The sequence below is a fragment of the Geoalkalibacter subterraneus genome, from assembly GCF_000827125.1.
Classification (GTDB): domain Bacteria; phylum Desulfobacterota; class Desulfuromonadia; order Desulfuromonadales; family Geoalkalibacteraceae; genus Geoalkalibacter_A; species Geoalkalibacter_A subterraneus.
The window spans coordinates 2,908,400-2,931,127 of record NZ_CP010311.1; the positions used below are offsets into that span (position 1 = coordinate 2,908,400).

The following is a 22,728-nucleotide window of genomic DNA, read 5'->3' on the forward strand; positions in this document are numbered from 1 at the left end:
GTAGAGAGTTGAATTCAAAGGATAATCACCATAAAATCGGTGTCAAGTCTGTCCCGGGGTGAACGCAGCACTTGCTGTACCCTCGTGAAAAAACAGCCTTGATTCCCGCACCTTTAATGAATATAAATATCTGGCCTTTTACCTCTTATGAATGCTATTTTGCCGGAAATCATTCCAGAAAAGATGATGAAAAGGTCGTTGGAGTCCAAGGGAGTTTTTGTTATGCACAACGAGATTGCCTCGCTTTTTCGTGATACCGGTCATGATGACCGCGCGCTTGTTACAGGGATTGAGCAACTTGCCGATCGTCGGGGACCAGACATATACAGTCAGGCACTGCGCATTCTGGCAGGGCTCGACCTGCCGCCTGCGGACGCCGAAAAACACTGGGAAGCCATGCTGAACCACTGCCGGAAATTCTTCCCCTCCAAAAACGAATGCCACCTTCGAGCCGCTCTGGTTGATTATTTCCACCGCGAGGCACGGATTCTAAGGGATCCACGTATTCTGGAAGCGCATGATCTCGAGGAGGTACGGCGCGCCTCCATCACCGACGGGCTGACAGGCCTCTATCACCAGGGATACTTCAAAGCGCGTCTTGAACACCAGTTCAACTGGAAAAAACGCGGTCCGCGCGACCGTTTCGCTATCGTATTGCTTGATCTCGACCATTTCAAGCAGTACAACGACCACTGCGGACATCTGGCCGGCGACGATGCCCTGCGCCGCGTTGCCGAAATCATTCGTCTCAACATCCGCGATTACGATGTTGCGGCGCGCTACGGCGGCGAAGAATTCGCCCTGCTGCTGTTCAGGGTCGCCCCCCGCCAGGCTCTGCTCATTGCCGAGCGAATTCGGGAGATGATGGAGAAAACCGTCTTTATCGGTCAGGAATTGATGGAGAGCGGCAACCTGACCATCAGTGCAGGTGTCGCGACCTACCCGGAAGATGCCCAGTCTCCGCGGGAACTTCTGACGCAGGCGGATCAACGCCTTTATCAGGCCAAACAGCGCCGCAACCGGGTGGTGCCTTCCGAATCGGACCGCCGCCGCGTCGACCGACGCAGGGTTCGCTCCATTGTTGAAGTTGTCCCTTGCGACGGCGGCAATGACCAATCCTCTCCCGGAGTGACCACCGATCTCAGCCGTCAGGGCCTGTCTGTCGACTGCGGCGTCTCTTTTCAACCCGGCAGCACTGTTCAGGTGCGGTTTCGCAAACCTTTCTGGAACCGGGAAGCGGCAACCGAAGCGACGGTGCGTCGCATCAGACGGGATGAGGAAAGCGGCATCGTCCACCTCGGCCTGGAATTCCGGGAACTCGGCGACACCATCGATGCGCTGACCGGGTCCCGCGCCCAGGATCGCCGTGACGAAGGGATGAAAACCACCGGCCCTTCTCCTGCTTGAATGTGCCCCATCTCCCGTCCGGTTGAAAAAATTCTTACCGGGACGGTTTTTTTTCGCCGCAAAATCGGTTAGCATTAGTGTTTGGTTGTTTCATTGACAAAACCACACAACTCAACAGGAGCACTTAGATGAAAGTCGGACTGATTGGATGGCGCGGCATGGTCGGCTCGGTCCTGCTCGACCGCATGCGTGAAGAAAACGACCTTGAAGGCGTGGAGCCCGTCTTTTTTTCAACCTCGCAAGCCGGTCGCAAAGCACCGATGGACGCCGGCGTGCTTGAGGACGCCTCGGATATCGAAAAGCTGAAAAAACTCGACGTCATCATTACCTGCCAGGGGGGTGACTACACCAAGGAAATTCACCCCGCCCTGCGTCAGGCAGGCTGGCAGGGGTACTGGATCGACGCCGCCTCCGCCCTGCGCATGGAGGACGATGCCGTCATCATCCTTGATCCCGTCAACCGCAATGTAATCGATGAAGCCCTTGAGCGCGGCGTCAAGGATTTCATCGGCGGCAACTGCACCGTCAGCCTGATGCTGATGGGGCTGGGCGGGCTTTTCCGCGCCGGCCTTGTGGAATGGGCGACCTCGATGACCTACCAGGCCGCTTCCGGCGCAGGCGCACCGAACATGAGAGAGCTGCTGGCACAGATGGGCGTGCTTCACGGCGCTGCAAGCGATTTGCTGGCGGACCCCGCCTCCGCGGTTCTTGAAATCGACCGCCGCGTCACCGAAGCTCTGCGCAGCGGCAATATGCCGGTCAACGAGTTCGGCTATCCCCTGGCTGGCAGCCTGCTGCCCTGGATCGACCGCGAAGTCGAAGACGGGCAGAGCCGCGAAGAATGGAAAGGCTGCGCCGAGACCAACAAAATTCTCCGCAACAGCAACCCGATCCCCATCGACGGCATCTGCGTCCGGGTCGGCGCCATGCGCTGCCACAGCCAGGCACTGACCATCAAGCTCAATAAGGATGTCCCCATTGCCGACATTGAGAACCTGCTGGCCAATGACAACGAATGGGTCGAGCTGGTTCCCAACACCAAGGCCGACACCCTGTCGCGCCTGACCCCCGCATACGCGACCGGCACCCTCAGGGTTCCGGTCGGCCGGGTGCGCAAAATGAAGATGGGCGGACAATATCTCAGCGCCTTTACCTGCGGCGACCAATTGCTGTGGGGAGCCGCAGAACCGCTGCGCCGCATGCTGCGGATACTCCAGCAGCGAAGCTGACCTCCCATCAAAAAAGCCGGGCCATACAGGCCCGGCTTTTTTGTCATTTTTGCATCGTTTTCGGTCGCAGAAAAAATCAGCCTTTCTCCTGCCAGTGACCATGCACGTTACAATATTCGCGTGCAGTGACCTGGGAGGCATCAACGGCAAACACAGCCTCGGGTTTCTCGCCGGGCTTGAGGAACTGCCGGTACACCTTGCCGTCGGCAATAAGTTCGATCCATTCGATGTAGTGCTTCTCCTCCATGGGATGCGGCACGCTGCCCACCTTCACCGTAATGCGGCCTTCAGCGCGCTCGATGACGGGGACATGCTTCTCCTTGCCTTCCTCGGCCGCACCCTTCTCTTTCATCAGAACCATTTCCTTGCCGCAGCAAACCAACTCGGCACCGCCGCCATGCAGCACTTCAACGATATTGCCGCACATTTCGCACTTATAGACTTCGAGTTTTTGAGGCATTGAACTTCTCCTTTTCATTTTATGAGGGTATGACTGTTTGACAACAGACTTCTTGCAGGAAGAAGCCCCATACGCTTATTGAGACTACCAGATTCCATCCGTCCCGCAAGGGTCGAGGCCGAGTTGTTTTTACGTCGAGGAATCAAAAAAGAAAAAATTTGAAAAATTTTACTCTTAGATGTTCGATTTTTCTTTTCTTCAGGTAAAATTTCCTTAAAATGTATACGACACGTTTTCCCAGCCAACACCAATCAAGGAGAGGAGAGCATGTGGGGAGAAGCACGCGTCAACATCTGCCAGGCTGTCACGCACGGCAGCAACCGCTATCTGAAGAACACCCGAAAAAGCGAGGAGGGAAAAATCCTGCGTTGTGACGATCACGGTTTTGAGGTAGAAGTCGGAGAGCGCCGCGAACACTGGACCTTCGACGAAGTAGAGGAACAAAACTCCAACTGAAGCATCCTGAGATCTCTCCGACGGCAGGCCCTCTAAGCCTGCCGTCTTTATTCATTCCGGCAGCCGGCCCGCGAGGGCGCTGCATTATGCCTGAATTTCAACGGCTGCGGTCGGGACGATTCATGATTGTCCACTGATCGCGCCGTTTTTGTTTTTCACAGCAGAGCGCAATGGTCAGCCTTTCATTCGAGTCTGTCTTTCAACCCCGATTGAATACCGCTCCCCAAATGGCTTGAGAGCTCACCCAAATGGGAGTTCACCATTTTTTTCAGGCGAGGTGTTTTTATATGCAGCTGCAGATCAACGAAATAGAAGCTCGTGTCCTGGGTTCATTGATCGAAAAGGAGATGGCCACACCGGAATACTACCCTCTCTCCCTCAATGCCCTGACCCAGGCATGCAATCAGAAATCAAATCGCAACCCCGTAATGGCACTCAGCGACGAAGATGTGGTGCGCGCCCTCGATCATCTTCGCACTTCAGGGCTGGCCATGCAGTCTGCTGAAAGCGCGCGGGTTCCCAAATACCGGCACACCCTCGCAGAAAAGCTGCACCTCGAACCACGGGAACTTGCGCTTCTGAGCGTTCTTCTGCTGCGGGGGCCACAGACTCTGGGCGAACTGCGCTCCCGCAGCGAGCGCCTTTATTCCTTCTCCGATCTGGAGAGTGTCGAAGAAACGCTTGGCGAGATGATGAGCCGTACAACCCCGCTGGTTGTGCATCTGCAACGCAGAAGCGGGCACAAGGAACGCCGCTACGCACACCTGCTGGCTGGAGAGCCGCCCGCCGAAGATCCAGGACAGTCGACAGCGCCTCCGGAGGAAGCGCGCCTCAAGATCATTGCTGAAGACCAGCGCATCTCGAACCTTGAAACTGAGGTGAGCGCGCTTCGCACAGAGGTTGAGGAACTGCGCAGCATTGTGGACCAGCTCAAAACGCTGCTTGACTGAACTGAAACAAGAAAAGTCAAGGTTTATTTGCCATGAACCGACCTTCTCTGTTAATGTTAAGATTAAACGCAATAACAAAGGAGAAAACATGGCACAAGTTAAAAGCGGTGAAAAGGCAAAGGTTCATTACACGGGAACTCTCGAAGACGGTACGGTTTTCGATTCATCCCGCGAGCGCGAACCTCTTGAATTTGAAGTCGGCGCCGGTCAGTTGATCGAAGGGTTCGATCAGGCCGTTGACGGCATGACCGTCGGCGAAACCAAAAATGTCCAAATTCCCGCTGAAAAAGCTTACGGTCCGCACCGCCCCGATCTGGTTATCGAGGTGGACAAAACCCAGTTCCCCGAAGGGCTCAATCCCGAGGTGGGACAGCAACTCCAGACCCAGGACAACCAGGGACAGCCGCTGATTGTCAGTGTGGCGGCCATCGATGGCGACAAGGTGACCCTTGATGCCAATCATCCCCTGGCCGGCAAGGATCTCAATTTCGAAATCGAATTGGTCGAGGTGGCCTGATCGCCATCGACAGACCGGCATTTGCATGGGGGGACGTTCCTTGAGGGACGTCCCCCCTTTTTCATCAGGACATCAGGGACCGCCCAATGCTGAGCATCGGTATTTTATTTTCCGAAACCGCCCTTGCACCAGGTTCATCTATGCTGGAGCGAATCTGGCCTTTCTTCATCGGCCTGGTTATACTCGGCATCATCGCAGCACTTCTTTTTATGCTGCGGGGCGAAAAAAAGGGTGACAACAACCGCCCAAAAGACTGATCAGGATTTCCCCAGCAAGCAATATACACCCCTGGACAAACCTTGACCGCCGGGGAGTTGAAGTCATCCCTGTCCCGCGGCGTGAAGGGCGTATCGACTCCCGGGATTTCGCCCGCGCGCTGACGTCAGGGGTTCGCATGGTTGCGCTCAGCAGCGTTTACTATGCCAACGGGGCAGCAGCCGTTTTGGAAGAGATCGCCGCCTCCATGAACGAGATGGCCTCGCAGATCAGCATGAGTGCCGACAACGCCCAGAGCGCCAACGATCCAGCCGGCGGCATGAAACAGGCCGCAACGGAAGGAAGCGAGCGCATGCGGCGCATGATAGCCGCCATGGACGAAGTCAAAGAAGCAGGTCAGAGCATCTCGAAGATCATCAAAGTCATCGACGAGATCGCATTTCAAACCAACCTGCTGGCTCTCAACGCCGCAGTCGAAGCTGCGCGTGCCGGTCAGCACGGCAAAGGCTTCGCGGTGGTGGCGGAAGAGGCCCGCAACCTTGCGGCACGCAGCGCCAAGGCGGCGACTGAAACGTCTCAGCTGATCGAAGGATCGGTTTCCAAGTCTGCCAACGCCGGCGAAATCGCAGCGGAGACGGGAACCAGTCTTGAGCAGATGGTCGCAGAAGTGACCAAGGTTTCCGACCTGGTAGGCGAGATCGCGGCGGCTGCCCGCGAACAGGCCGAAGGGATCGGGCAGGTCAACGAGGGGTTGGGACAGATCGACCAGGTCACCCAGCAGAACACCGCCAATGCAGAGGAAAGTGCTGCGGCCGCAGAGGAGCTCTCAAGCCAGGCCGAAAGCCTGCGGCAGATGCTGGCACGCTTTACCCTGCGGCGGCAGCAGCAGGCGGCACGGGTTCAATCGGGGCAACCGGCTTCCCGACACCAGTCCGACAATCATCAGATCGCACTCGGCTGGGGGGAGAACAGCTGAGCAATCTGCACATAAACGATCAGAAAGGCCGCGCCGGTTTCAACGGTGCGGCCTTTCTATTGGGCAGCCTTTCTACGAAAGACCACATGCTCCAGCCACAGCGCCAGCAGCACTCCAGCGACAAAACCATTACCCGCGATGGGGCGCGTAAGTCCAGGCAGAGTCTCAGTGACCGAAGAAGGCATGAAACTGATAATGGTGCCGGCTAAAACCGGCAACCCCACCACCAGGCCATGCTCGAATTCGACCGTCTCCTTTTGGGAATACAGGGACATCAGCCCTGCGGCCACCTGGGCGCTGAGGATAAACAGAAGTATCGCGCCAACGACCGTAGGCGGCACCGCCCGCACCACGGAAAGAGTTCCAGGCAGAAAAGCGAGCCCGATCATAACGACGGCAGCCGGCCACAACGCGCGCCGGGCCGCACAACCAGAAGCGGCAATCACGCCGGGGCTCAATGAAAAATTCACCGGGCCCAGCACTCCCAGAAGCCCGGCCGCGCATCCGGAAAGCCCGGTGATTGTCATCCCCTTTCTCAAACGCCCCGCCATATCCCCCGGCCGCAACATCCCGTCGAGGGATTGAATCGATCCGAGGTCGTTAACCGCCAGCGCCAGGTAACAGACGAGGAAAGCCAGTATCAGCCCCGGTTCGAAACTCGGCGGCCAGGTCAAATTCTGCCAGAAGCCGGCGGCAAACGGAAGTGACGGCTGTTCGGACAGGCCAGCATGCTGGAAAAAAAGCGGATAAATCAGGCTACCCACAACCAACCCGCCCACGACCAGCGTCGAACGCCACAGGGGTGTCAGCTTCTGCTGAAGCCCGAACAGCACCAGCACCAGCACCAGGGCAAACACCAGGCGTCCGAAAGGTGACCCGGGGCGGGTCGTATCGAGGATCAGGTCTCGAATAGCGGGCGCCAGGGTAAATGCGATCAGCAGCAGCACCACCGCCACCACACGCGCGGTAAACAACTGCTGCAGCGCGCGGAACATCCCCAGGGCACTGACCAGCGCCAGCGCCGCACCGCCAACCATGACGGAGGTGTAAATGGCGGACAGCGAGGACCCAGAACTTGCCAGCACCCCCACAAGAAGAACCGCCGCCGGCCCCATGACCAGCGGCAGACGATGTCCCCAGACAATCTGCACCAGCATCGTCACCCCCACCACAAAGGAGAGCTTGCGCAGATAGAGGATCTGTTCCGAAAACTCGGCGAAATGAACCGTCGCCACCACCTGGCCGATGATTATCAGGGAAGGAAGGGCGACGGCCAGCCACTGCAGGCCGAACAGGGCCAGCGGCAGGGGGGAAAGTTTTTCATCAAGGGAATAACGCAAGGTCAAAAATAAAACTCCTGAAGAAAGATCACAAAAGACCGCGCTGTTTCGGCATCGTCGCACCCGCGGCAACCCTGCCGGTCTCGACACACTGGCAGATGTGCTCGAAGACTCTGCCCAGTTGCGCAGCGTCTCGCGCAGCACCCCAACAGCTTCGGAAAAACAAAACAGGAGAGCAGAGCCCTTTACATCAGAAATAAGCGCAGGACATGACAAGCTCGATGATGAAATTGAAAGGCGCTTATGGAGGCGAAGGTGAAAGTTTGAGACAGCCTTTCAATCGCCCAGGATGTTCATGATATTGGAAAAAGCCTTGGAGGCCAGTTGGTCGCGCTCCTCCTCGGTGGCCTGCGGGGCTTCGCGATCCCCTTCGGCATTGACAAGGTCGGCTGGAATTTCGGCGAGAAAGCGGCTCGGCACCCGCGCCTGCATCTCACCGTATTTTTTGCGGCGGCGGGCGTTGCTGAGGGTCAGGCAGCGCTGGGCGCGGGTGATGCCCACATAGCACAGCCGCCGTTCCTCGTCGATATCGATCCCCTCGCTGAGACTTTTCTGGTGCGGGAGAAAACCCTCCTCCATCCCCACCAGGAAAACATGGGGAAATTCCAGCCCCTTGCTTGAGTGGATGCTCATCAGCACCACCGCATCGCGTGCCAGCTTTTTTTCTTTGCTGTCGCGTCCCGGTCGGTCGTCATCGAGCAGCGAAACTTTTTCAAGAAAACCGGCCAGGCTGGGATTCTCCTCCCGCTCCAGGTAGCTCGCCATGGCGCTGGCCACCTCCTCGACATTTTCCACCCGCCGCCGCGCCTTGGCGGGGTCATCGACCGTGCGATAGATTTCCTCCTCAAGGCCGAATTCGGCAATCATCTCCCGCAGGGTCTCCACCATCAGTCCGTGCCGGTTGAAGCGCATCCGGTAGCGCTCCATCTGCTCCACAAAACGGGCGATGGCCTCCAGCACCTTTTCGCCCAGGTCTTCGATATCCGAAGGATCTTTGAGCACCTGCCACAACGGCACATTCCGCTCCGCCGAATGGCGGATCAGGCGATCGGCGCTGGTTTCGCCGATGCCGCGCCGCGGGTAATTGAGGATGCGCAGCAGGTTGACCTCGTCGCGATGGTTGACCAGCACCTTGAGGTAGGCAACCGTGTCCTTGACCTCCTTGCGGTCGAAAAACTGTTGCCCGCCGATCAGCACATACGGGATATTTTCGTAGCGCAGCTGCTCCTCAAAAGCCCGTGACTGCACGTTGGTGCGGTAGAGGATGGCAAAATCACTGTAGGCCAGATCATGCCGGAAGCGCGCCCCGTGAATGCGCTCCATCACCGCGCGCGCCTCGTCCTCCTCGTCGGCGCACTGCAGGTAGTCGATGTGCGTCCCGGCGCCGTCGGCCGTCCACAAGGCCTTTTCACGCCGCTTGGCATTGTGGCGGATGACCGCATTGGCCGCCGCCAGGATATTGCCGGTGGAGCGATAATTCTGCTCCAGCTTGACCACGCGCGTACCGGGAAAATCGCGCTCGAATTCGAGGATATTGCCGAGATCGGCGCCGCGCCAGCCGTAAATGGACTGATCGTCGTCACCCACCACACACAGGTTGCGGTGACCGCCGGCCAGCAGGTTGAGCAACAGGTACTGGGCGGCGTTGGTGTCCTGATACTCGTCCACCAGAATGTAGCGGAAGCGCTGGCGGTACTTCTCAAGCACATCGGGGTGCTCCTGCAGCAGCCGCGCGGTGAGCATGATCAGGTCGTCGAAATCCACTGCGTTGAAGGCTTTGAGGGCTGTCTGATAGCGAGGGTAAACCGCCGCCGCCATATACTCGTAATCGTCGTGATAGCGCACCTTGAATTGCTCGGGCGGGATCAGCCGGTTTTTAGCATCGGAGATCGCCCACAGTACCCGGTCGGCGTCGAATTTACGCCCTTCGATATCGACCTGCTGCATGAGGTCTTTGATCAGGCGGGTCTGGTCGGCGGCCCCGTAGATGGAGAAATTCTTCTTATAGCCCAGCGCCTCGATATCCTCGCGCAGAATGCGCACGCACAAAGAGTGAAAAGTGGCCACAACCATCGGTTTGCAGCGCTTTTTGCCGACCATCTCCTCCACCCGTTCGCGCATCTCGCGTGCGGCTTTATTGGTAAAGGTTACGGCCAGAATACTCTCGGCACCCACGCCGCACTCACTCATAAGCCAGGCAATGCGGCAGGTGATGACACGGGTCTTGCCCGAGCCGGCACCGGCCAGAATCAGCAGGGGGCCGTCGCGGTGCCGCACGGCCTCAAGCTGGCGCGGATTGAGGGTGGAAAAATCGAATGCAGACATGAAGAAAACAGGGTTCCGGCAAAAGGATGGGTAGAAAAATTTCGAAAACGTGGTACCTTAGCACGCCCGCCCGACAGGCTTCAAGAGACTTGCTTTTCCGGCCGCCATTGTGTATTTTCCTGAAAAAATTTCAGCGGGATAAAAAACACCTCGCTGGAGGACAAGGAACGGGGAATTCAACCACATGGCAAAAATCATCGTTTTTTCCGTCGGCCTGCTCTGGGCCTGCCTGCTGCTGATCTCCTGGGGGCAGGCCGATCTGCACACTCCCCCGGACTCTGCCGCAAAGACCGCCCATCACGTCACTTTGGCACCGAAACGCTAGCCCCCCGGAAGCCCTGACCTAGCTCAGCCTGCAATCCGATCCCTGCCGCATATTGCGCTGCTTGAGCGCATCATCGATGGCATTAATGACCTCCCACTTCTTCAGCGACCACCGCGGAGCCAACAGCCGATCCCGCGGACCGTCGCCGGTCAATCTCTGCACCAGAGTCCGGGGGTGCAGTCGCGCGATAAAATCGGTCACCAGCTGCACATAATCGTCCTGAGATAATACCGCAATTTCACCGCGGCGATACAGCTCGCCGAGCGGTGTTCCATCGAGGACATGCAGCAGGTGGATTTTGATGCCGTCGACCTGCAGACGAGCCATTTCATCGGCAGTGGCCAGCATATCCTCCCTGCTCTCTCCCGGCAGTCCCAGAATCACATGCACGCAGACATTCAGCCCCTGTTCCCTCGCACGGGCGAAAGCCTCTCTGAAACAGGCGTAATCATGGCCGCGACGCAGAAATTCCAGGGTTCGGTCATGAATCGACTGCAGCCCCAGCTCCAACCAGAAATAGGTGCGGCGGTGATACTCGGCCAGCAGTTCGAAAACCTCAGGGGGGCAGCAGTCGGGTCGGGTTCCCACGGCAAGGCCCACCACATCCTCAACCCCCAGAGCTTCGTCATACAACCGCCGAAGATCGTCCACCGGTGCTGCGGTATTGGAGAAAGGCTGGAAATAGGCAATAAAACGCTGGGCCTTGTACTTGCGGCGCATCACTTCCTTGCCCTGCTCGATCTGCTCCGCAACCTGCGCGCCGCGGGCGATTCCCACGGCGCCCGATCCGCCTGGATCGCAGAACAGGCAGCCCGGCCGTAAGCGGGTAGCGCCGCGATTGGGGCAGGACAATCCTGCATCCACCGAAATCTTATGCACCCGCCCGCCGAAAAGGGCCTTGAGATGAGACGAGAAAAGATTGTAGCGCTTATCGTTCATGGGGGCATGATGCCGCAAATCATACTACCGGGCAATAATGTTGTTGAAACCCGATTTGTTTACGCTGAAAACCGGCGGGATTGTTTTGCAAACAGGCTGTGCGTTGTTATACTGCAGAGGTCAGGGGATGAAGATCCCGCTCCATGATCCTATTCTCAATTTTTTCGGCCCGAGGAGGAAGATGTGCCGCGTATTCTAGTGGTGGATGACGAGGACGATCTGCGTCTGCTTTACACGGATGAACTCGAAGATGAAGGCTACGAGGTCGCAGGTGCCGGCACTGTGGCCGAAGCGCGCGAACTGCTTGCGCGTGAGCCTTTCGACCTGGTTGTTCTCGACATCCAGATGAAGGGGGAAAGCGGGCTTGACCTGCTCAAAGAGATCGCTCGGGACAAGAAGGATCTGCCGGTTGTTCTCAGTACGGCCTTCAGCATATACAAGGATGACTACTCCTCCTGGCTGGCCGATGCCTATGTCGTCAAAAGCTCCGATCTGAGCGAACTCAAGGACCAGGTGCGCACCCTCCTGGCAAAAAAGCGTGAAGGAGACAAGTCATGAAAGCCGTCATCATGGCGGGAGGATTCGGCACCCGCATCCATCCCCTGACCATCAACATGCCCAAACCAATGATCCCGTTGTTCAACCGCCCCATGATGCTGCACATCGTGGATCTGCTCAAAAAACACGGCATCACCGAGCTGGTGCTGCTGCTCTATCATCAACCCGAAGTCATCAAGAACTATTTCGGCGATGGGAGCGAATTCGGCGTCAAAATCAGCTATGTGACTCCGCTGGAGGACTACGGCACCGCAGGGGCGGTCAAGCAGGCCGCCAAATACCTTGACGAGCGCTTTCTGATTATCAGCGGCGACCTGCTCACCGATATCGACCTCTCCCAGGCCCTCGACTTTCATGAAAAACAGAAAGCCGAGGCCACCATCGTCCTGACCTCGGTCAAGGATCCGCTGCAGTTCGGCGTCGTCATCACCGACAAAAAAGGACGCATCACTAAATTCCTTGAAAAACCCGGCTGGGGCGAGGTGTTCTCCGACACCATCAATACCGGCATCTACGTGCTCGAGCCCGAAGTTCTACAGCGTCTGCCGGAAAACGAAAACCGCGACTGGTCCAAGGACGTCTTTCCTGCCATGCTGGAAGAGGATGCGGCGCTTTTCGGGTGCACCCTCGAGGGCTATTGGCAGGACGTCGGCAATACCGACGCTTACCTGGAGGCCTGCCGCGATGTATTCGCCGACAAGGTCCGGATCAACATCCGCGGCGCCCTGAACGGCCTTGACGATAAGCGCGTTTATCTCGGCAACGACGTGCAGGTGGAGAAAAAAGATCTCTCCCTGCTCGAAGGCATGGTCGTCCTCGGTGACAACACCCAGGTCCAGGGCAGCGCCAGGCTCAAAAACTGCGTTGTAGGGCGCAACTGCATCATCGAGGATGGTGTCGAACTTGAAGATGTCATCCTGTGGCGCAACGTCTACGTGCGCAAGGGCTCGCGCATTAAAGGGGCCACCCTGTGCAACAACGTCCAGATCGGACAGGGGGTCGTAGCCGAGGAAGGCACCGTCATCGCCGACCACACCACGGTCGGCGACGAAGTCTTCATCAAAAAGGATGTCAAGATCTGGCCCAACAAGGTCATCGAGGGTGGCTCCATCGTCACCACCAATCTGATCTGGGGGGAGAAATGGCGCAAATCCCTGTTCGATGGCGCACAGGTCCATGGCCTGACCAACGTCGAACTGACCCCGGAATTTTCCGCCAAGCTCGGCTCCGCCTATGGTTCGACTCTGCCGAAGGATGCTTTCATCCTGGCCGGACGCGACGCCATCCGCGCCTCGCGCATGCTCAAGCGCTCCTTTGTCGGGGGTCTGCTCTCCACCGGCGTCAATGTCATCGACATCAAGATGATCTCCCTGCCGGTACTGCGCTACAAGCTCACCACTTTCGGTGAGGTGGGCGGCGTCCACTTCAGGCAGTCGGCCGATGATCCGGCTTCCACCGAAATGATCTTCTATGATGCCGACGGGGTGGAAATTTCCTCTTCAGCGGCCAAGGGAATCGAGCGGGTTTATTTCAAGGAGAATTTCCGCCGCGTCCATTACAGCGAGCCGGGGGCCATCTCCGAATTGCCCCGCATACACGATTACTATCGCGACGGCTACCTGCGCGCCCTCGATGTGGAGGCCATTCGCGCCTCAAAACCGAAAATCGTGGTGGATGTCAACCACTCCCCCGCAGGGGACCTGCTGCCGAGCCTGCTCAATGAGCTGGGATGCGAGGTCATCGAGCTCAACAGCCATGTGCTTGAAGGCACTACCGGCGCCAACGCCGAGCAGATCGGCCGCGCCAAGGAGCAGCTCTCGCGCATTGTCGTCACCCTGGAAGCCAACGCCGGGTTCTGGCTCGGGCCTTCCGGGGAGCGCTGCGTCCTTATCGACGAGCAGGGCGAAGTACTCTCCGACATGGAAGCGCTCACCACCCTGGCTGCGCTGGTGTGCCGCGCCGAGCAGAAAGGTGAACTGGTGGTGCCCGTTCCCGCGCCCCAATCGGTGGAGGATCTGGCCCGGGCATCAGGGCTGACCGTCACCCGCACCAAGAGTGACGGCCGGTCACTGGTCGCCGCGGCCAAAAGCAAGCACGTCCAGCTGGCCGCTTCGACGCAGGGGCATTTCATCTTTCCGTCGTTCCATGCAAATTTCGATGGCCTTTTCACGGTAGCCAAAACACTTGAACTGCTGGCGCGCACCGGCCAGAGCCTGGGAGCAACACGGCGCTCCATCCCAAGGCGCGCCTATCACCAGGTTCAGATTCCCTGCTCCCTCGAACTCAAGGGGGGCATTATGCGCAAGATGAGCGAAGACAGCGTCGACCATGAAGCCAGTTTTATCGATGGCGTCAAAGTACACTTCGACGACGGCTGGGTGCTGATGCTTCCGGACCAGCACCAACCTGTGGCTCATGTGATCGCCGAATCCAGCAATCCCAATGAAGCACAGCGTCTGGTCGAGGAATACCGGCGCAAAGTGGAGACCTGGAAAAAAGAGCTCACCAACGCCTGATCGCTACCCAATGCCGCCTTGCCGGACAAGGGGTCGCCAAGCATGGAAGGCAGCATAGCGCCATGCCTTACCGGCGGCCCCTTGCCGTTGGCGGTCCGGACTGAATCATTTTTCTCCACGCACTGATCGATGCGTGGGATGGGGAGGAAACGGCTATGCCGGATAGAGCAGAACGTCACAATCCTTATTTCGACCTTTCTCTGCAGATGTCGCTTGCGGCCTGGCAGCGCTACGGGCTCTCCGAGAGCCTGCTGCCTTTCCAGCATGCCCCCCTGGTGCTGCGCCTGCGCGCGGTGGCCGACACCATCAACCGCACACGGGGGATGGCGGCAACCTCGGCCGGCGAGCTTAATCTCGCGGCCCTGCTGACCCGGGTCTTTCGCCATCTCACCGAACGTTATCTGCAGGACCACAACTGCCGGGTGGAACAGAATGCCATCACCCTGGGGGAGAAACGGCTGGAGGCGCCGCGGCTTGACAAAATCCTTCAGGAATTCACCGCCCTGTTCCCGCCTGTCGCAGTGCGTGACGGCAAACTGTCCACTGAACGCTTTCTCGCCGATGACGACAACCGCAGAGCGGTGCTTGTGGAGATGTTCATTCTTTCCGTGCAGAATGCCAACCCGGCGTTGGGGCGTATCAAGGAGCTGTTCGACGACGAAGAATTGACGCGGCGCAGCGCCTACCGCAGCCTGCTGGCTCAAATCGACCGCGGCCTGGAAGATCAGAGCGTGACCGGCCTGCTGGGACGGTCGCTGCTGGCGCTGCTGGAAGAACCGGTCCGCCGGGCGCCTGACTCCCTGCACGAGCAACTGCGCTTTGTGCGGACCCTGTGGCGCGATCATCTGCCGCCGGACATCCAGGAAGAGATCCTGACCGCTTTCGATATCGTCGAGGAAGAGACCCGCATGCGCGGCTTCGGACCGGGGCGCACCGAGATTCCCAACTTTCGTCCCGCCCCCGCACCGGACGAGTACTATCCCGAACCCGAAGCCTTTACTGCCGATGCCGACTGGATGAGCAATGTCGTCCTGATCGCCAAATCGACCTATGTCTGGCTCGATCAGCTTTCACAGCGCTACCAGCGCCCCATCACGCGCGTCGATCAGATACCCGATGAAGAACTGGATCAGCTTGCGCGCTGGGGATTCAACTGCCTGTGGCTGATCGGCATCTGGGAGCGCTCCACCGTTTCCCAGTGGATCAAACACATACGCGGCAACCCTGAAGCATTGGCTTCCGCCTACTCCCTCTATGATTATGTCATTGCAAACGACCTCGGCGGCGAGGAGGCCATGGCGAAACTCGAAGAACGCTGCCGGCAGCGCGGCATCCGCCTGGCTTCGGACATCGTCCCCAATCACACCGGCATCTATTCACGCTGGCTTAAGGAACACCCCGACTGGTACGTGCAGCTGGACTACCCGCCCTACCCAAGCTATCGCTTTACCGGCCGCGACCTCTCCCCCGACCCCGAACTGAGCATCCACATCGAGGACGGCTATTATGATCACTCGGATGCAGCGGTAGTGTTCAAGCTCACCGATCATCGCGACGGTCGGGTGCGTTATGTCTACCATGGCAACGACGGCACCCACATGCCGTGGAACGACACCGCCCAGCTCAACTACCTGCTGCCGGAAGTGCGCGAGGCCATGGTGCAGACCATCCTGCACATCGCGCGGCGCTTCAAGGTCATTCGTTTCGATGCCGCCATGACCCTGGCCAAAAAGCACTTCCAGCGTCTGTGGTTTCCGCAGCCCGGAGGCGGCGCCGGCGTTCCTTCCCGTGCCGAACACGCCATGACGCGCGCCGAATTCGAAAAAGCCTTCCCCAAGGAATTCTGGCGCGAGGTGGTCGACCGTGTCGCTGCGGAGGTTCCCGACACGCTGCTGATCGCCGAAGCCTTCTGGCTGATGGAAGGCTACTTCGTGCGCACCCTGGGCATGCACCGGGTCTACAACAGCGCCTTCATGAACATGCTCAAGAACGAGGAGAATGCCAAGTACCGCCTGACCATCAAAAATATCCTCGAATTCAATCACGAGATTCTCAAGCGCTTTACCAATTTCATGAACAACCCCGATGAAGCCACGGCAGTGGAGCAGTTCGGCAAGGGGGAAAAATACTACGGCGTGGCCACCATGCTGGCGACCATGCCGGGTCTGCCCATGTTCGGCCACGGCCAGGTCGAGGGGCTGTCTGAAAAATACGGCATGGAATACAGCAAGGCCTACTGGGATGAACCGATCGATTCCGGCATGGTTGCGGAGCATGAACGCCGCATTTTCCCGCTGCTGCGCAGGCGCTACATCTTCAGCGGATCACGCGATTTCCGCCTTTACGATTTCTGGACTGACCAGGGTGTCGATGAAAACGTATTCGCCTATTCCAATCGCTGCGGCGATCAGCGCGCGCTGGTGGTCTTTCACAACCGTTACGCGGAAATATCCGGATGGGTCCGAACCACCGCCGCCTGGGCTGTCGACCCCTCCGGCAACCCCGGCTGGCTTGAGCAGAGCACCCTCGGGCACAGCCTCGATTTGAAATCCGACTCCCACATCTATTACCGCTTCAGAGAACATGTCAGCGGTCAGCAATTTCTGCGCACCGGTCAAGAATTGGTGGAACAGGGTCTTTTTGTCAGACTCGAAGGTTATCAGTGCCAGGTGTTTATCGACTTTGAAGAGATCCGTGACCATGACGGCACCTGGAGCCGCATTTACCAGGAGCTTTCCGGAGCCCCCTGCGCCGACCTCGATCGCTTATGGCGCCGCAGGCATTACGCCGAGTTGATCGCAAATCTGGATCGTGCCCTGACAGGTGAATCGCTGTCTGATCTTGAAAAATCATTAATCCCGACTAAAGAAAAAATTAAAAGTGGCAAACATCTTATTGACATCGAACGTAGATTCGGTTATTTTTGGAAAATTATTGTTGATGAATTTTCATTATATACTGATTCAGGTCAACTGACGGCCGGTCTCAGGAAGGATATTTCAGCACTGCAGCGCCTGAGCAGCCTGCGCAGCCGGCAGCGCGCTCATCGCGAAACATTGAACTGGCTGCAGCAGCACCTGCCAGGGGCGGACTCGCAGGAGAAGCCGGCCGACAAAAAAACAAAGAAATCATCCGGGCACGACAAACGCAATGAAACCCTGCGTCTGTTGCTGCCCTGGCTGCTTTGGCACCGTCTTGATACCTCTGAAAACAGCAGCAGGCAAGAGGTGAACGCCGAAGATCTGGCATGGCGGTGCCTGTTTGACGAGGTCTGGGCCAAAAACCTGACCAGCGGATCGGCGCCATATTTCAACCTTGGTGAGGAACGGGCGCGGAGTGAAGCAGAGCGTGTCGTGCGGCTCCTTGCACAGCGGCCGCTGCCGACCACGGCTGCGCAACTGACACAGGTCATTGCCGACCTGCTCAATGATCGCGATGCCCGCCCACTGCTTGGGTATAACATTTACCAGAATATTGAATGGTTCGATCAAGAACGATTTGACGACCTTGTTGATTGCATTTGTCTGCTGGGAGCTCTGGCTCTGTCCTTGGGGGAGGAAAAGAAACAGACATTGATGGAGGGGGTTGCCGCCCTGCACAACCAGGCCTGCTGTATCAGCAGCGCGGCAGCGGCAGCCGGTTTTCAGGTTCAACCCATGGTCCAGCGATTGCGGGAACTGACTCCAAAGCCCCGCACGGACTAAACAGCCCCCACCGGCATTTTGCGGCAGGAACGGGGGAATAAGGGAATTGTTTATGCAAATTCTGATTGTCTCCCCCGAAGTTTCCCCCTACGCGAAACATGGCGAACTGGCCGAGGTTGCGGGGGCGCTGGGTAAATCCTTGCGCAAGCTCGGCCATGACGCCCGCATCATCCTGCCCTGCTACAAAGAGGTCGACGACAACGGCTTCACCCTGCGCAAGGGACGCAAAAGCGTCGAGGTGATGATCGAAGGGCAGACGCACAAAGGATTGCTGCGTCAGACCATGCTGGAAGGAGTGCCGGTCTATTTCATTGAAAATCGTGAATTCTTCCATCGTGAGGGCCTTTACGACGACGGAGAGAACGCGTATGAGGACAATGTCCAGCGCTTTGGCTTTTTCGGACATGCTGTGCTTCAACTGCTGCGGCGCATGGATTTCCGCCCCGACGTCCTGCACCTGCACGGTTGGCAGACCGGCCTGATCCCTGTGCTGCTGCGCACCACCCTGAAAAACGACTCGTTCTATGCGCCCATCCACACCGTCTTCACCTTCCGCGACTTAAACGAAGGGGAATTCCCCTCTTCCCTCATTGAAAGTCTGCATCTCGGCGATTCCGCCGATCAGAACTACGGGTTAAATCACCAGGGACGACTGTCCTTTCTGGCGGGCGCATTGACCCACGCCGACATCATCACCACCGTTTCACAAACTTATCGCAACGAGCTGCGCCTGACCGATCTGGGCGCGGACTTCGCCCCACTGCTGCGGCAGCGCGGCAATGCATTTCACGGCATCCTTGAGGGCCTCGACACCAAAACCTGGGATCCCTCCCTGGACATGAACCTCAACCTGCCCTACAACATTGACAACCTCAACGGCAAAAAAGGTGACAAGCGGGCCCTGCAAAAGGAGATGAAACTGGAGCCCGAAGCTCTGATTCCCCTGGTGGGTGCAGCTTTTCCACTCACCTTCCCCAAGGGGGCGGATCTGATCAAGGACGCCTGGGAGCAGTTAATGCAGCGGGAATTGCAGCTGGTTATCGCGGGGGAGGCTGCGCCCGAACTTCATGATTTCTTTGCAGCGCAGCAGGACCGGCATGGCCACAAAGCTCGTGTGCTGTTGACGCAGGATACGGGTATTGCGCGGCGTATTTTTGCCGGCAGCGACATCTTCCTCATGCCCAGCCGTCACGAGGCCTTCGGCCCGGAGCAGATCATTGCGCTGCGCTACGGCAGTGTGCCTGTTGCCCATCGCAGCGGGGGAATCAACGACACGGTGATCGATGCCGACGAGCAGCCCCGGCAGGGCAACGGCTTTCTTTTTGACAAAGCCACGCCCGAGGCTATGCTGGAGGCCCTTGACCGGGCCCTGGAGCTCTACCAGAACCGCCGCCAATGGCTCAAGATCGTCAAACGCGGCATGACCGCAGATTTTACCTGGCAGAATTGCGCACAGAAATATGTCGATATCTATCGCAAGGCGATGGCGTACCGCCCTGTTTAAACGCTGAAACTTACTGTCGTGACGACTCTCTACGAGTCGTCACGGCGCAGATTTTCCAGGTATTCTTCCCACTCCATCGGCAGAAGATTTTTCTTTTTGTTGTTGCACTCCTTGCAGGCCGGCACACAGTTCCCCTTGGAGGACCGCCCTCCCCGCGCCACCGGCACGATATGATCCAGAGTCAGTTCTGAGGGCTTAAATGTTCCCCCACAATAGTGACAGAACCCCTGCGCGATCCTGTTTTTCCACCAGGCGCTTTTGCGCAGTTCTCTGGCGCGGTTTCGCTCGCGCCGGATATCTTCTTCCGCTATTTCCATAAAAAACGACAAACCGAATTCTCCTTTCTGATTCCAGATCTTACCTTATTTTCCGTCGCGGTCTCAACCTTCTGCAGCGACCGGCCGGCTTCTTTGCCGGGCCGGAACCTCACAGCCTTGCACATTCTCGTGAAATGTGCGATTTTCTAGCCCTGAATACATTCCTGCGGTTGGAGCAGATATGAACATCCTTATCGTTGGCAGCGGTCAGGTCGGATATTTTCTGTGCGAGAAGCTATCTGAAGAAGGCCACCAGGTGACGCTGATCGACAGCAACCAACAGCGCCTCAACTGGGCCCAGGACAGGCTCAATGTTCTTGGTATCGCCGGCAATGGTGCCAGCGCAGAAGTGCTGGAGCAGGGCGGCATCAAGCAGATGGATATCTTCATCGCCGTCACCGACATGGACGAGGTCAACATCCTTGCCTGCCTGCTGGCGCGCGAATACGGGGTCAAGACCCGCATCGCCCGGGTGCGCAGCATCGAATATTCCAGCCAGGGCGCAGTCTTGTCGAAGGAAAAACTTGGCATCGACCTGCTGATTAATCCCAAGGACGCCGTCGCCGAGGAAATGATCAAAATCGCCTCACGCCAGGGCGCTTTTGACGTGGCGGAGTTTGTCGAAGGACAGATCCAGTTCCTCGGCTACCGCATCAACGAAAAAAGCCCCCTGTGCGACCTGACCCTGAAAGAACTCGGTGAAATCCGCGGCATGTACCGCTTTGTCGTCACCGCCATCACCCGCGGCGAACGCACCATCATCCCGCGGGGCGACGACATCATCATGGCGGGCGACAGTATCTTCATTTTCGCCCACCAGAACGATCTTCCCGCCATTCAGTACATTCTTCAACCGGAGCAGGAAAAAGCACTCCGCTCGCGCAAGGCGTTTATCCTGGGGGGCAGCGCCATAGGGATGAAGATCGCGCAGGAGCTTGAAGAACTGCGCTTCGATGTCCACCTGATCGACCACGACATAACGCGCTGCGAGGAGCTGGCTTCAAAGCTTAATCGCACCATGGTCATCCATACCGAGGGCACCGACATCCGGACTCTGGTCAGCGAAGGGATCGAGGGCGCCGATGTCTTCATGGCCGTGACGGGGGACGATGAGACCAACATTCTGTGCTCGCTGCTGGCCAAAAAGCACGGTGCGCGCCGCGCCCTCGCCCTGGTCAACAAGCCTGAATATCTCAACCTCGCCCCGTCGCTGGGGGTCGACGCCTGTGTATCGCCTCGCCTGGCGGCGGGGGCGGTGATCCTCAAGCATGTTCGGCGCGGTGGGGTACTGTCTCTCGCCACGGTGGAAGGCAGCAACGCCGAGGTACTTGAAATCGAGGTGCCGGCAGAGTGTTCCGTCGTCAACACGCCACTGAAAGACCTGACGTTCCCCCAGGGCGCCATCATCGGCGCCATCATGCGCCAGGGGAACTATATCATCCCCACCGGCGAGACGCAGCTTCAGCCCCTGGACCGCGTGGTCATCTTCACCCTGCCGGAAGCCCTGCCGAAGGTTGAAGGATATTTTGGTTGAGGATTCACCATGAATTGCTTCCTGGTTCTGCGCATACTCGGCGCCCTGTCGCTCTTTTTGTCCGCTACCCTGCTGACACCCATTCCGTTCTCGCTGTTTTACCAGGATGGAGCGGCCTGGGCCTTTATTGAAGCTTCGGCTATCTGCTTCGGCTTCGGCCTGCTGCTGTTCCGCTCTTTTTCCTCACGCCAGGAAATCTCGGTGCGCGACGGCTTTGCGGTGGTCACCCTGGGATGGTCCCTGTTCGCCCTGCTTGGCGCCCTGCCCTTTCTTCTCTCCGGCGCCATCCCCAGCTACCTCGACGCCTGCTTCGAAACCATGAGCGGCTTCACCACCACCGGCGCGACCATCCTGACCCACATCGAGGCGCTGCCCGAGAGTATCCTGCTGTGGCGGGCCATGACCCACTGGCTTGGCGGCATGGGTATTATCGTGCTGTCTCTGGCCATTCTTCCCATGCTCGGCGTGGGCGGCATGCAGCTGTTCAAGGCTGAGGTGCCGGGCCCAACGGCAGATCGCCTCAAGCCGCGCATCCAGGACACCGCCAAACTGCTGTGGGAGGTCTACCTGCTGCTGACGGTTGCCGAAGTTGCCCTGCTGATGGTGGGCGGCCTGTCTTTTCTGGACAGCCTGTGCCATGCCTTCGCCACCCTGGCCACCGGTGGTTTCTCAACCCGCGATGCTTCTGTTGCAGCGTATAACAGCGCCTACATCGACTGTGTCATCACCCTGTTCATGTTCCTGGCGGGCGTCAACTTCGCGCTGCACTATTACGCCCTGCGCGGCAAAGTTTCCGGCTTCTGGAAAAGCGAAGAATTCCGCATCTACCTGTTTCTGGTTCTGGGCGCCACCGGCGTTCTGGTATTTTTCAACCAGGGGACTGTGTATGCCTCCTTTTTCGACAATATTCGCTACAGCGTTTTCCAGGTGACCTCCATTATCACCACGACCGGTTTCGGCACCGCCGATTATGAGCAATGGCCGCTGATCACCCAGTACGTGCTTGTGTCCCTGATGTTCGTCGGCGGCTGCGCCGGGTCAACAGCCGGCGGCATCAAGGTGGCGCGCATCCTGCTGTTGTTCAAACACGCCCACGTTCAGCTCTATCGCCTGATACACCCTCGAGCGGTTCGTCTGGTCAAACTGGGGGACCGCCCGGTGGACCGGGACGTGATGCAGGCGATCCTCGGCTTCTTCGCTCTCTTCATCGGCACCTTCGTGGCCGCATCTCTGCTGCTGTCCCTGGCAGGAATGGATCTGGTCTCAGCCGGAGCGGCAGCCATCGCGACTTTGGGAAACATCGGTCCCGGGCTTGGCTCGGTCGGGCCGACCGACAACTACGCCCATGTCTCCACGTTCGGCAAAATGATCCTGACCGGCTGCATGCTGCTCGGAAGGCTGGAGCTGTTCACCGTCATGGTTCTCTTCTTCCCCTCCTTCTGGCGGCGGTAAACC

At 58.1% G+C, this 22,728-nt stretch carries 19 protein-coding genes; 14 read left to right on the forward strand and 5 right to left on the reverse strand.

Annotated elements, in window-relative coordinates:
- Window positions 1–222: 222 nt before the first annotated feature.
- Both GSUB_RS13590 and asd read left to right on the forward strand, forming a co-directional pair.
- A complete protein-coding gene (locus GSUB_RS13590) occupies window positions 223–1,407 on the forward strand; it encodes a diguanylate cyclase (RefSeq protein WP_040201286.1) in 1,185 nt (394 codons plus the stop codon).
- Between the two features lie 128 nt (window positions 1,408–1,535).
- Window positions 1,536–2,636 (forward strand): aspartate-semialdehyde dehydrogenase, encoded by a 1,101-nt coding sequence (asd, locus tag GSUB_RS13595; protein ID WP_040201287.1) that lies wholly within the window; start codon window positions 1,536–1,538, stop codon window positions 2,634–2,636.
- Between the two features lie 76 nt (window positions 2,637–2,712).
- Here asd and GSUB_RS13600 read toward each other — a convergent pair whose 3' ends face one another.
- Window positions 2,713–3,096, reverse strand: coding sequence for a desulfoferrodoxin (locus tag GSUB_RS13600; protein ID WP_040201288.1), 384 nt, complete (start codon window positions 3,094–3,096; stop codon window positions 2,713–2,715).
- A gap of 267 nt (window positions 3,097–3,363) precedes the next feature.
- Here GSUB_RS13600 and GSUB_RS13605 point away from each other — a divergent pair, with 267 nt between their 5' ends.
- From GSUB_RS13605 to GSUB_RS13620, 5 genes are all read left to right on the forward strand, one after another.
- A complete protein-coding gene (locus GSUB_RS13605) occupies window positions 3,364–3,552 on the forward strand; it encodes a hypothetical protein (protein WP_040201289.1) in 189 nt (62 codons plus the stop codon).
- A gap of 287 nt (window positions 3,553–3,839) precedes the next feature.
- Window positions 3,840–4,502 carry a YceH family protein gene (locus tag GSUB_RS13610; protein WP_040201290.1) on the forward strand — a complete coding sequence of 221 codons (663 nt, stop codon included), beginning with the start codon at window positions 3,840–3,842 and terminating at the stop codon, window positions 4,500–4,502.
- Between the two features lie 88 nt (window positions 4,503–4,590).
- Window positions 4,591–5,019 carry an FKBP-type peptidyl-prolyl cis-trans isomerase gene (locus GSUB_RS13615; protein ID WP_040201291.1) on the forward strand — a complete coding sequence of 143 codons (429 nt, stop codon included), beginning with the start codon at window positions 4,591–4,593 and terminating at the stop codon, window positions 5,017–5,019.
- A gap of 86 nt (window positions 5,020–5,105) precedes the next feature.
- On the forward strand, window positions 5,106–5,276 hold the full coding sequence (locus tag GSUB_RS19410) for a hypothetical protein (protein ID WP_158414092.1): 171 nt from the start codon (window positions 5,106–5,108) through the stop codon (window positions 5,274–5,276).
- Between the two features lie 137 nt (window positions 5,277–5,413).
- Window positions 5,414–6,211 (forward strand): methyl-accepting chemotaxis protein, encoded by a 798-nt coding sequence (locus GSUB_RS13620; RefSeq protein WP_052464931.1) that lies wholly within the window; start codon window positions 5,414–5,416, stop codon window positions 6,209–6,211.
- 56 nt (window positions 6,212–6,267) lie between these two features.
- Here the strand turns inward: GSUB_RS13620 and GSUB_RS13625 are convergent, their stop codons facing one another.
- Complete coding sequence (locus GSUB_RS13625) at window positions 6,268–7,557, reverse strand: uracil-xanthine permease family protein (protein ID WP_040201292.1); 1,290 nt, start codon at window positions 7,555–7,557, stop codon at window positions 6,268–6,270.
- Between the two features lie 270 nt (window positions 7,558–7,827).
- Window positions 7,828–9,876: an ATP-dependent helicase gene (locus GSUB_RS13630; protein ID WP_040201293.1), complete on the reverse strand. Its 2,049-nt coding sequence runs from the start codon at window positions 9,874–9,876 to the stop codon at window positions 7,828–7,830.
- A 184-nt stretch (window positions 9,877–10,060) separates the two neighbouring features.
- On the opposite strand from GSUB_RS13630, the gene GSUB_RS19415 reads away from it, so the two are divergent.
- Complete coding sequence (locus GSUB_RS19415; RefSeq protein ID WP_158414093.1) at window positions 10,061–10,201, forward strand: hypothetical protein; 141 nt, start codon at window positions 10,061–10,063, stop codon at window positions 10,199–10,201.
- Window positions 10,202–10,219: 18 nt separating this feature from the next.
- Here the strand turns inward: GSUB_RS19415 and mnmL are convergent, their stop codons facing one another.
- Window positions 10,220–11,140 carry a tRNA modification radical SAM protein MnmL/YtqA gene (mnmL, locus tag GSUB_RS13635; protein ID WP_040201294.1) on the reverse strand — a complete coding sequence of 307 codons (921 nt, stop codon included), beginning with the start codon at window positions 11,138–11,140 and terminating at the stop codon, window positions 10,220–10,222.
- A 183-nt stretch (window positions 11,141–11,323) separates the two neighbouring features.
- Between mnmL and GSUB_RS13640 the strand changes: the two genes are divergently transcribed.
- The 4 genes from GSUB_RS13640 to GSUB_RS13655 all read left to right on the forward strand — a co-directional run bounded on the left by GSUB_RS13640 (window position 11,324) and on the right by GSUB_RS13655 (window position 19,422).
- Window positions 11,324–11,698, forward strand: a complete 375-nt coding sequence (locus tag GSUB_RS13640) for a response regulator (protein ID WP_040201295.1) — start codon at window positions 11,324–11,326, stop codon at window positions 11,696–11,698.
- Window positions 11,695–14,214 carry a mannose-1-phosphate guanyltransferase gene (locus GSUB_RS13645; RefSeq protein WP_040201296.1) on the forward strand — a complete coding sequence of 840 codons (2,520 nt, stop codon included), beginning with the start codon at window positions 11,695–11,697 and terminating at the stop codon, window positions 14,212–14,214. Before GSUB_RS13640 ends, GSUB_RS13645 begins: the two co-directional genes overlap by 4 nt.
- Before the next feature lie 155 nt (window positions 14,215–14,369).
- Window positions 14,370–17,918: an alpha-amylase family glycosyl hydrolase gene (locus GSUB_RS13650; RefSeq protein WP_052464932.1), complete on the forward strand. Its 3,549-nt coding sequence runs from the start codon at window positions 14,370–14,372 to the stop codon at window positions 17,916–17,918.
- Window positions 17,919–17,970: 52 nt separating this feature from the next.
- Window positions 17,971–19,422 carry a glycogen synthase gene (locus GSUB_RS13655; RefSeq protein WP_040201297.1) on the forward strand — a complete coding sequence of 484 codons (1,452 nt, stop codon included), beginning with the start codon at window positions 17,971–17,973 and terminating at the stop codon, window positions 19,420–19,422.
- Between the two features lie 29 nt (window positions 19,423–19,451).
- Here GSUB_RS13655 and GSUB_RS13660 read toward each other — a convergent pair whose 3' ends face one another.
- Window positions 19,452–19,739 (reverse strand): HNH endonuclease, encoded by a 288-nt coding sequence (locus GSUB_RS13660; RefSeq protein ID WP_435051173.1) that lies wholly within the window; start codon window positions 19,737–19,739, stop codon window positions 19,452–19,454.
- A 181-nt stretch (window positions 19,740–19,920) separates the two neighbouring features.
- On the opposite strand from GSUB_RS13660, the gene trkA reads away from it, so the two are divergent.
- Both trkA and GSUB_RS13670 read left to right on the forward strand, forming a co-directional pair.
- On the forward strand, window positions 19,921–21,273 hold the full coding sequence (trkA, locus tag GSUB_RS13665; protein ID WP_040201301.1) for a Trk system potassium transporter TrkA: 1,353 nt from the start codon (window positions 19,921–19,923) through the stop codon (window positions 21,271–21,273).
- Window positions 21,274–21,282: 9 nt separating this feature from the next.
- Window positions 21,283–22,725, forward strand: a complete 1,443-nt coding sequence (locus tag GSUB_RS13670; RefSeq protein ID WP_040201302.1) for a TrkH family potassium uptake protein — start codon at window positions 21,283–21,285, stop codon at window positions 22,723–22,725.
- Window positions 22,726–22,728 lie beyond the last annotated feature (3 nt).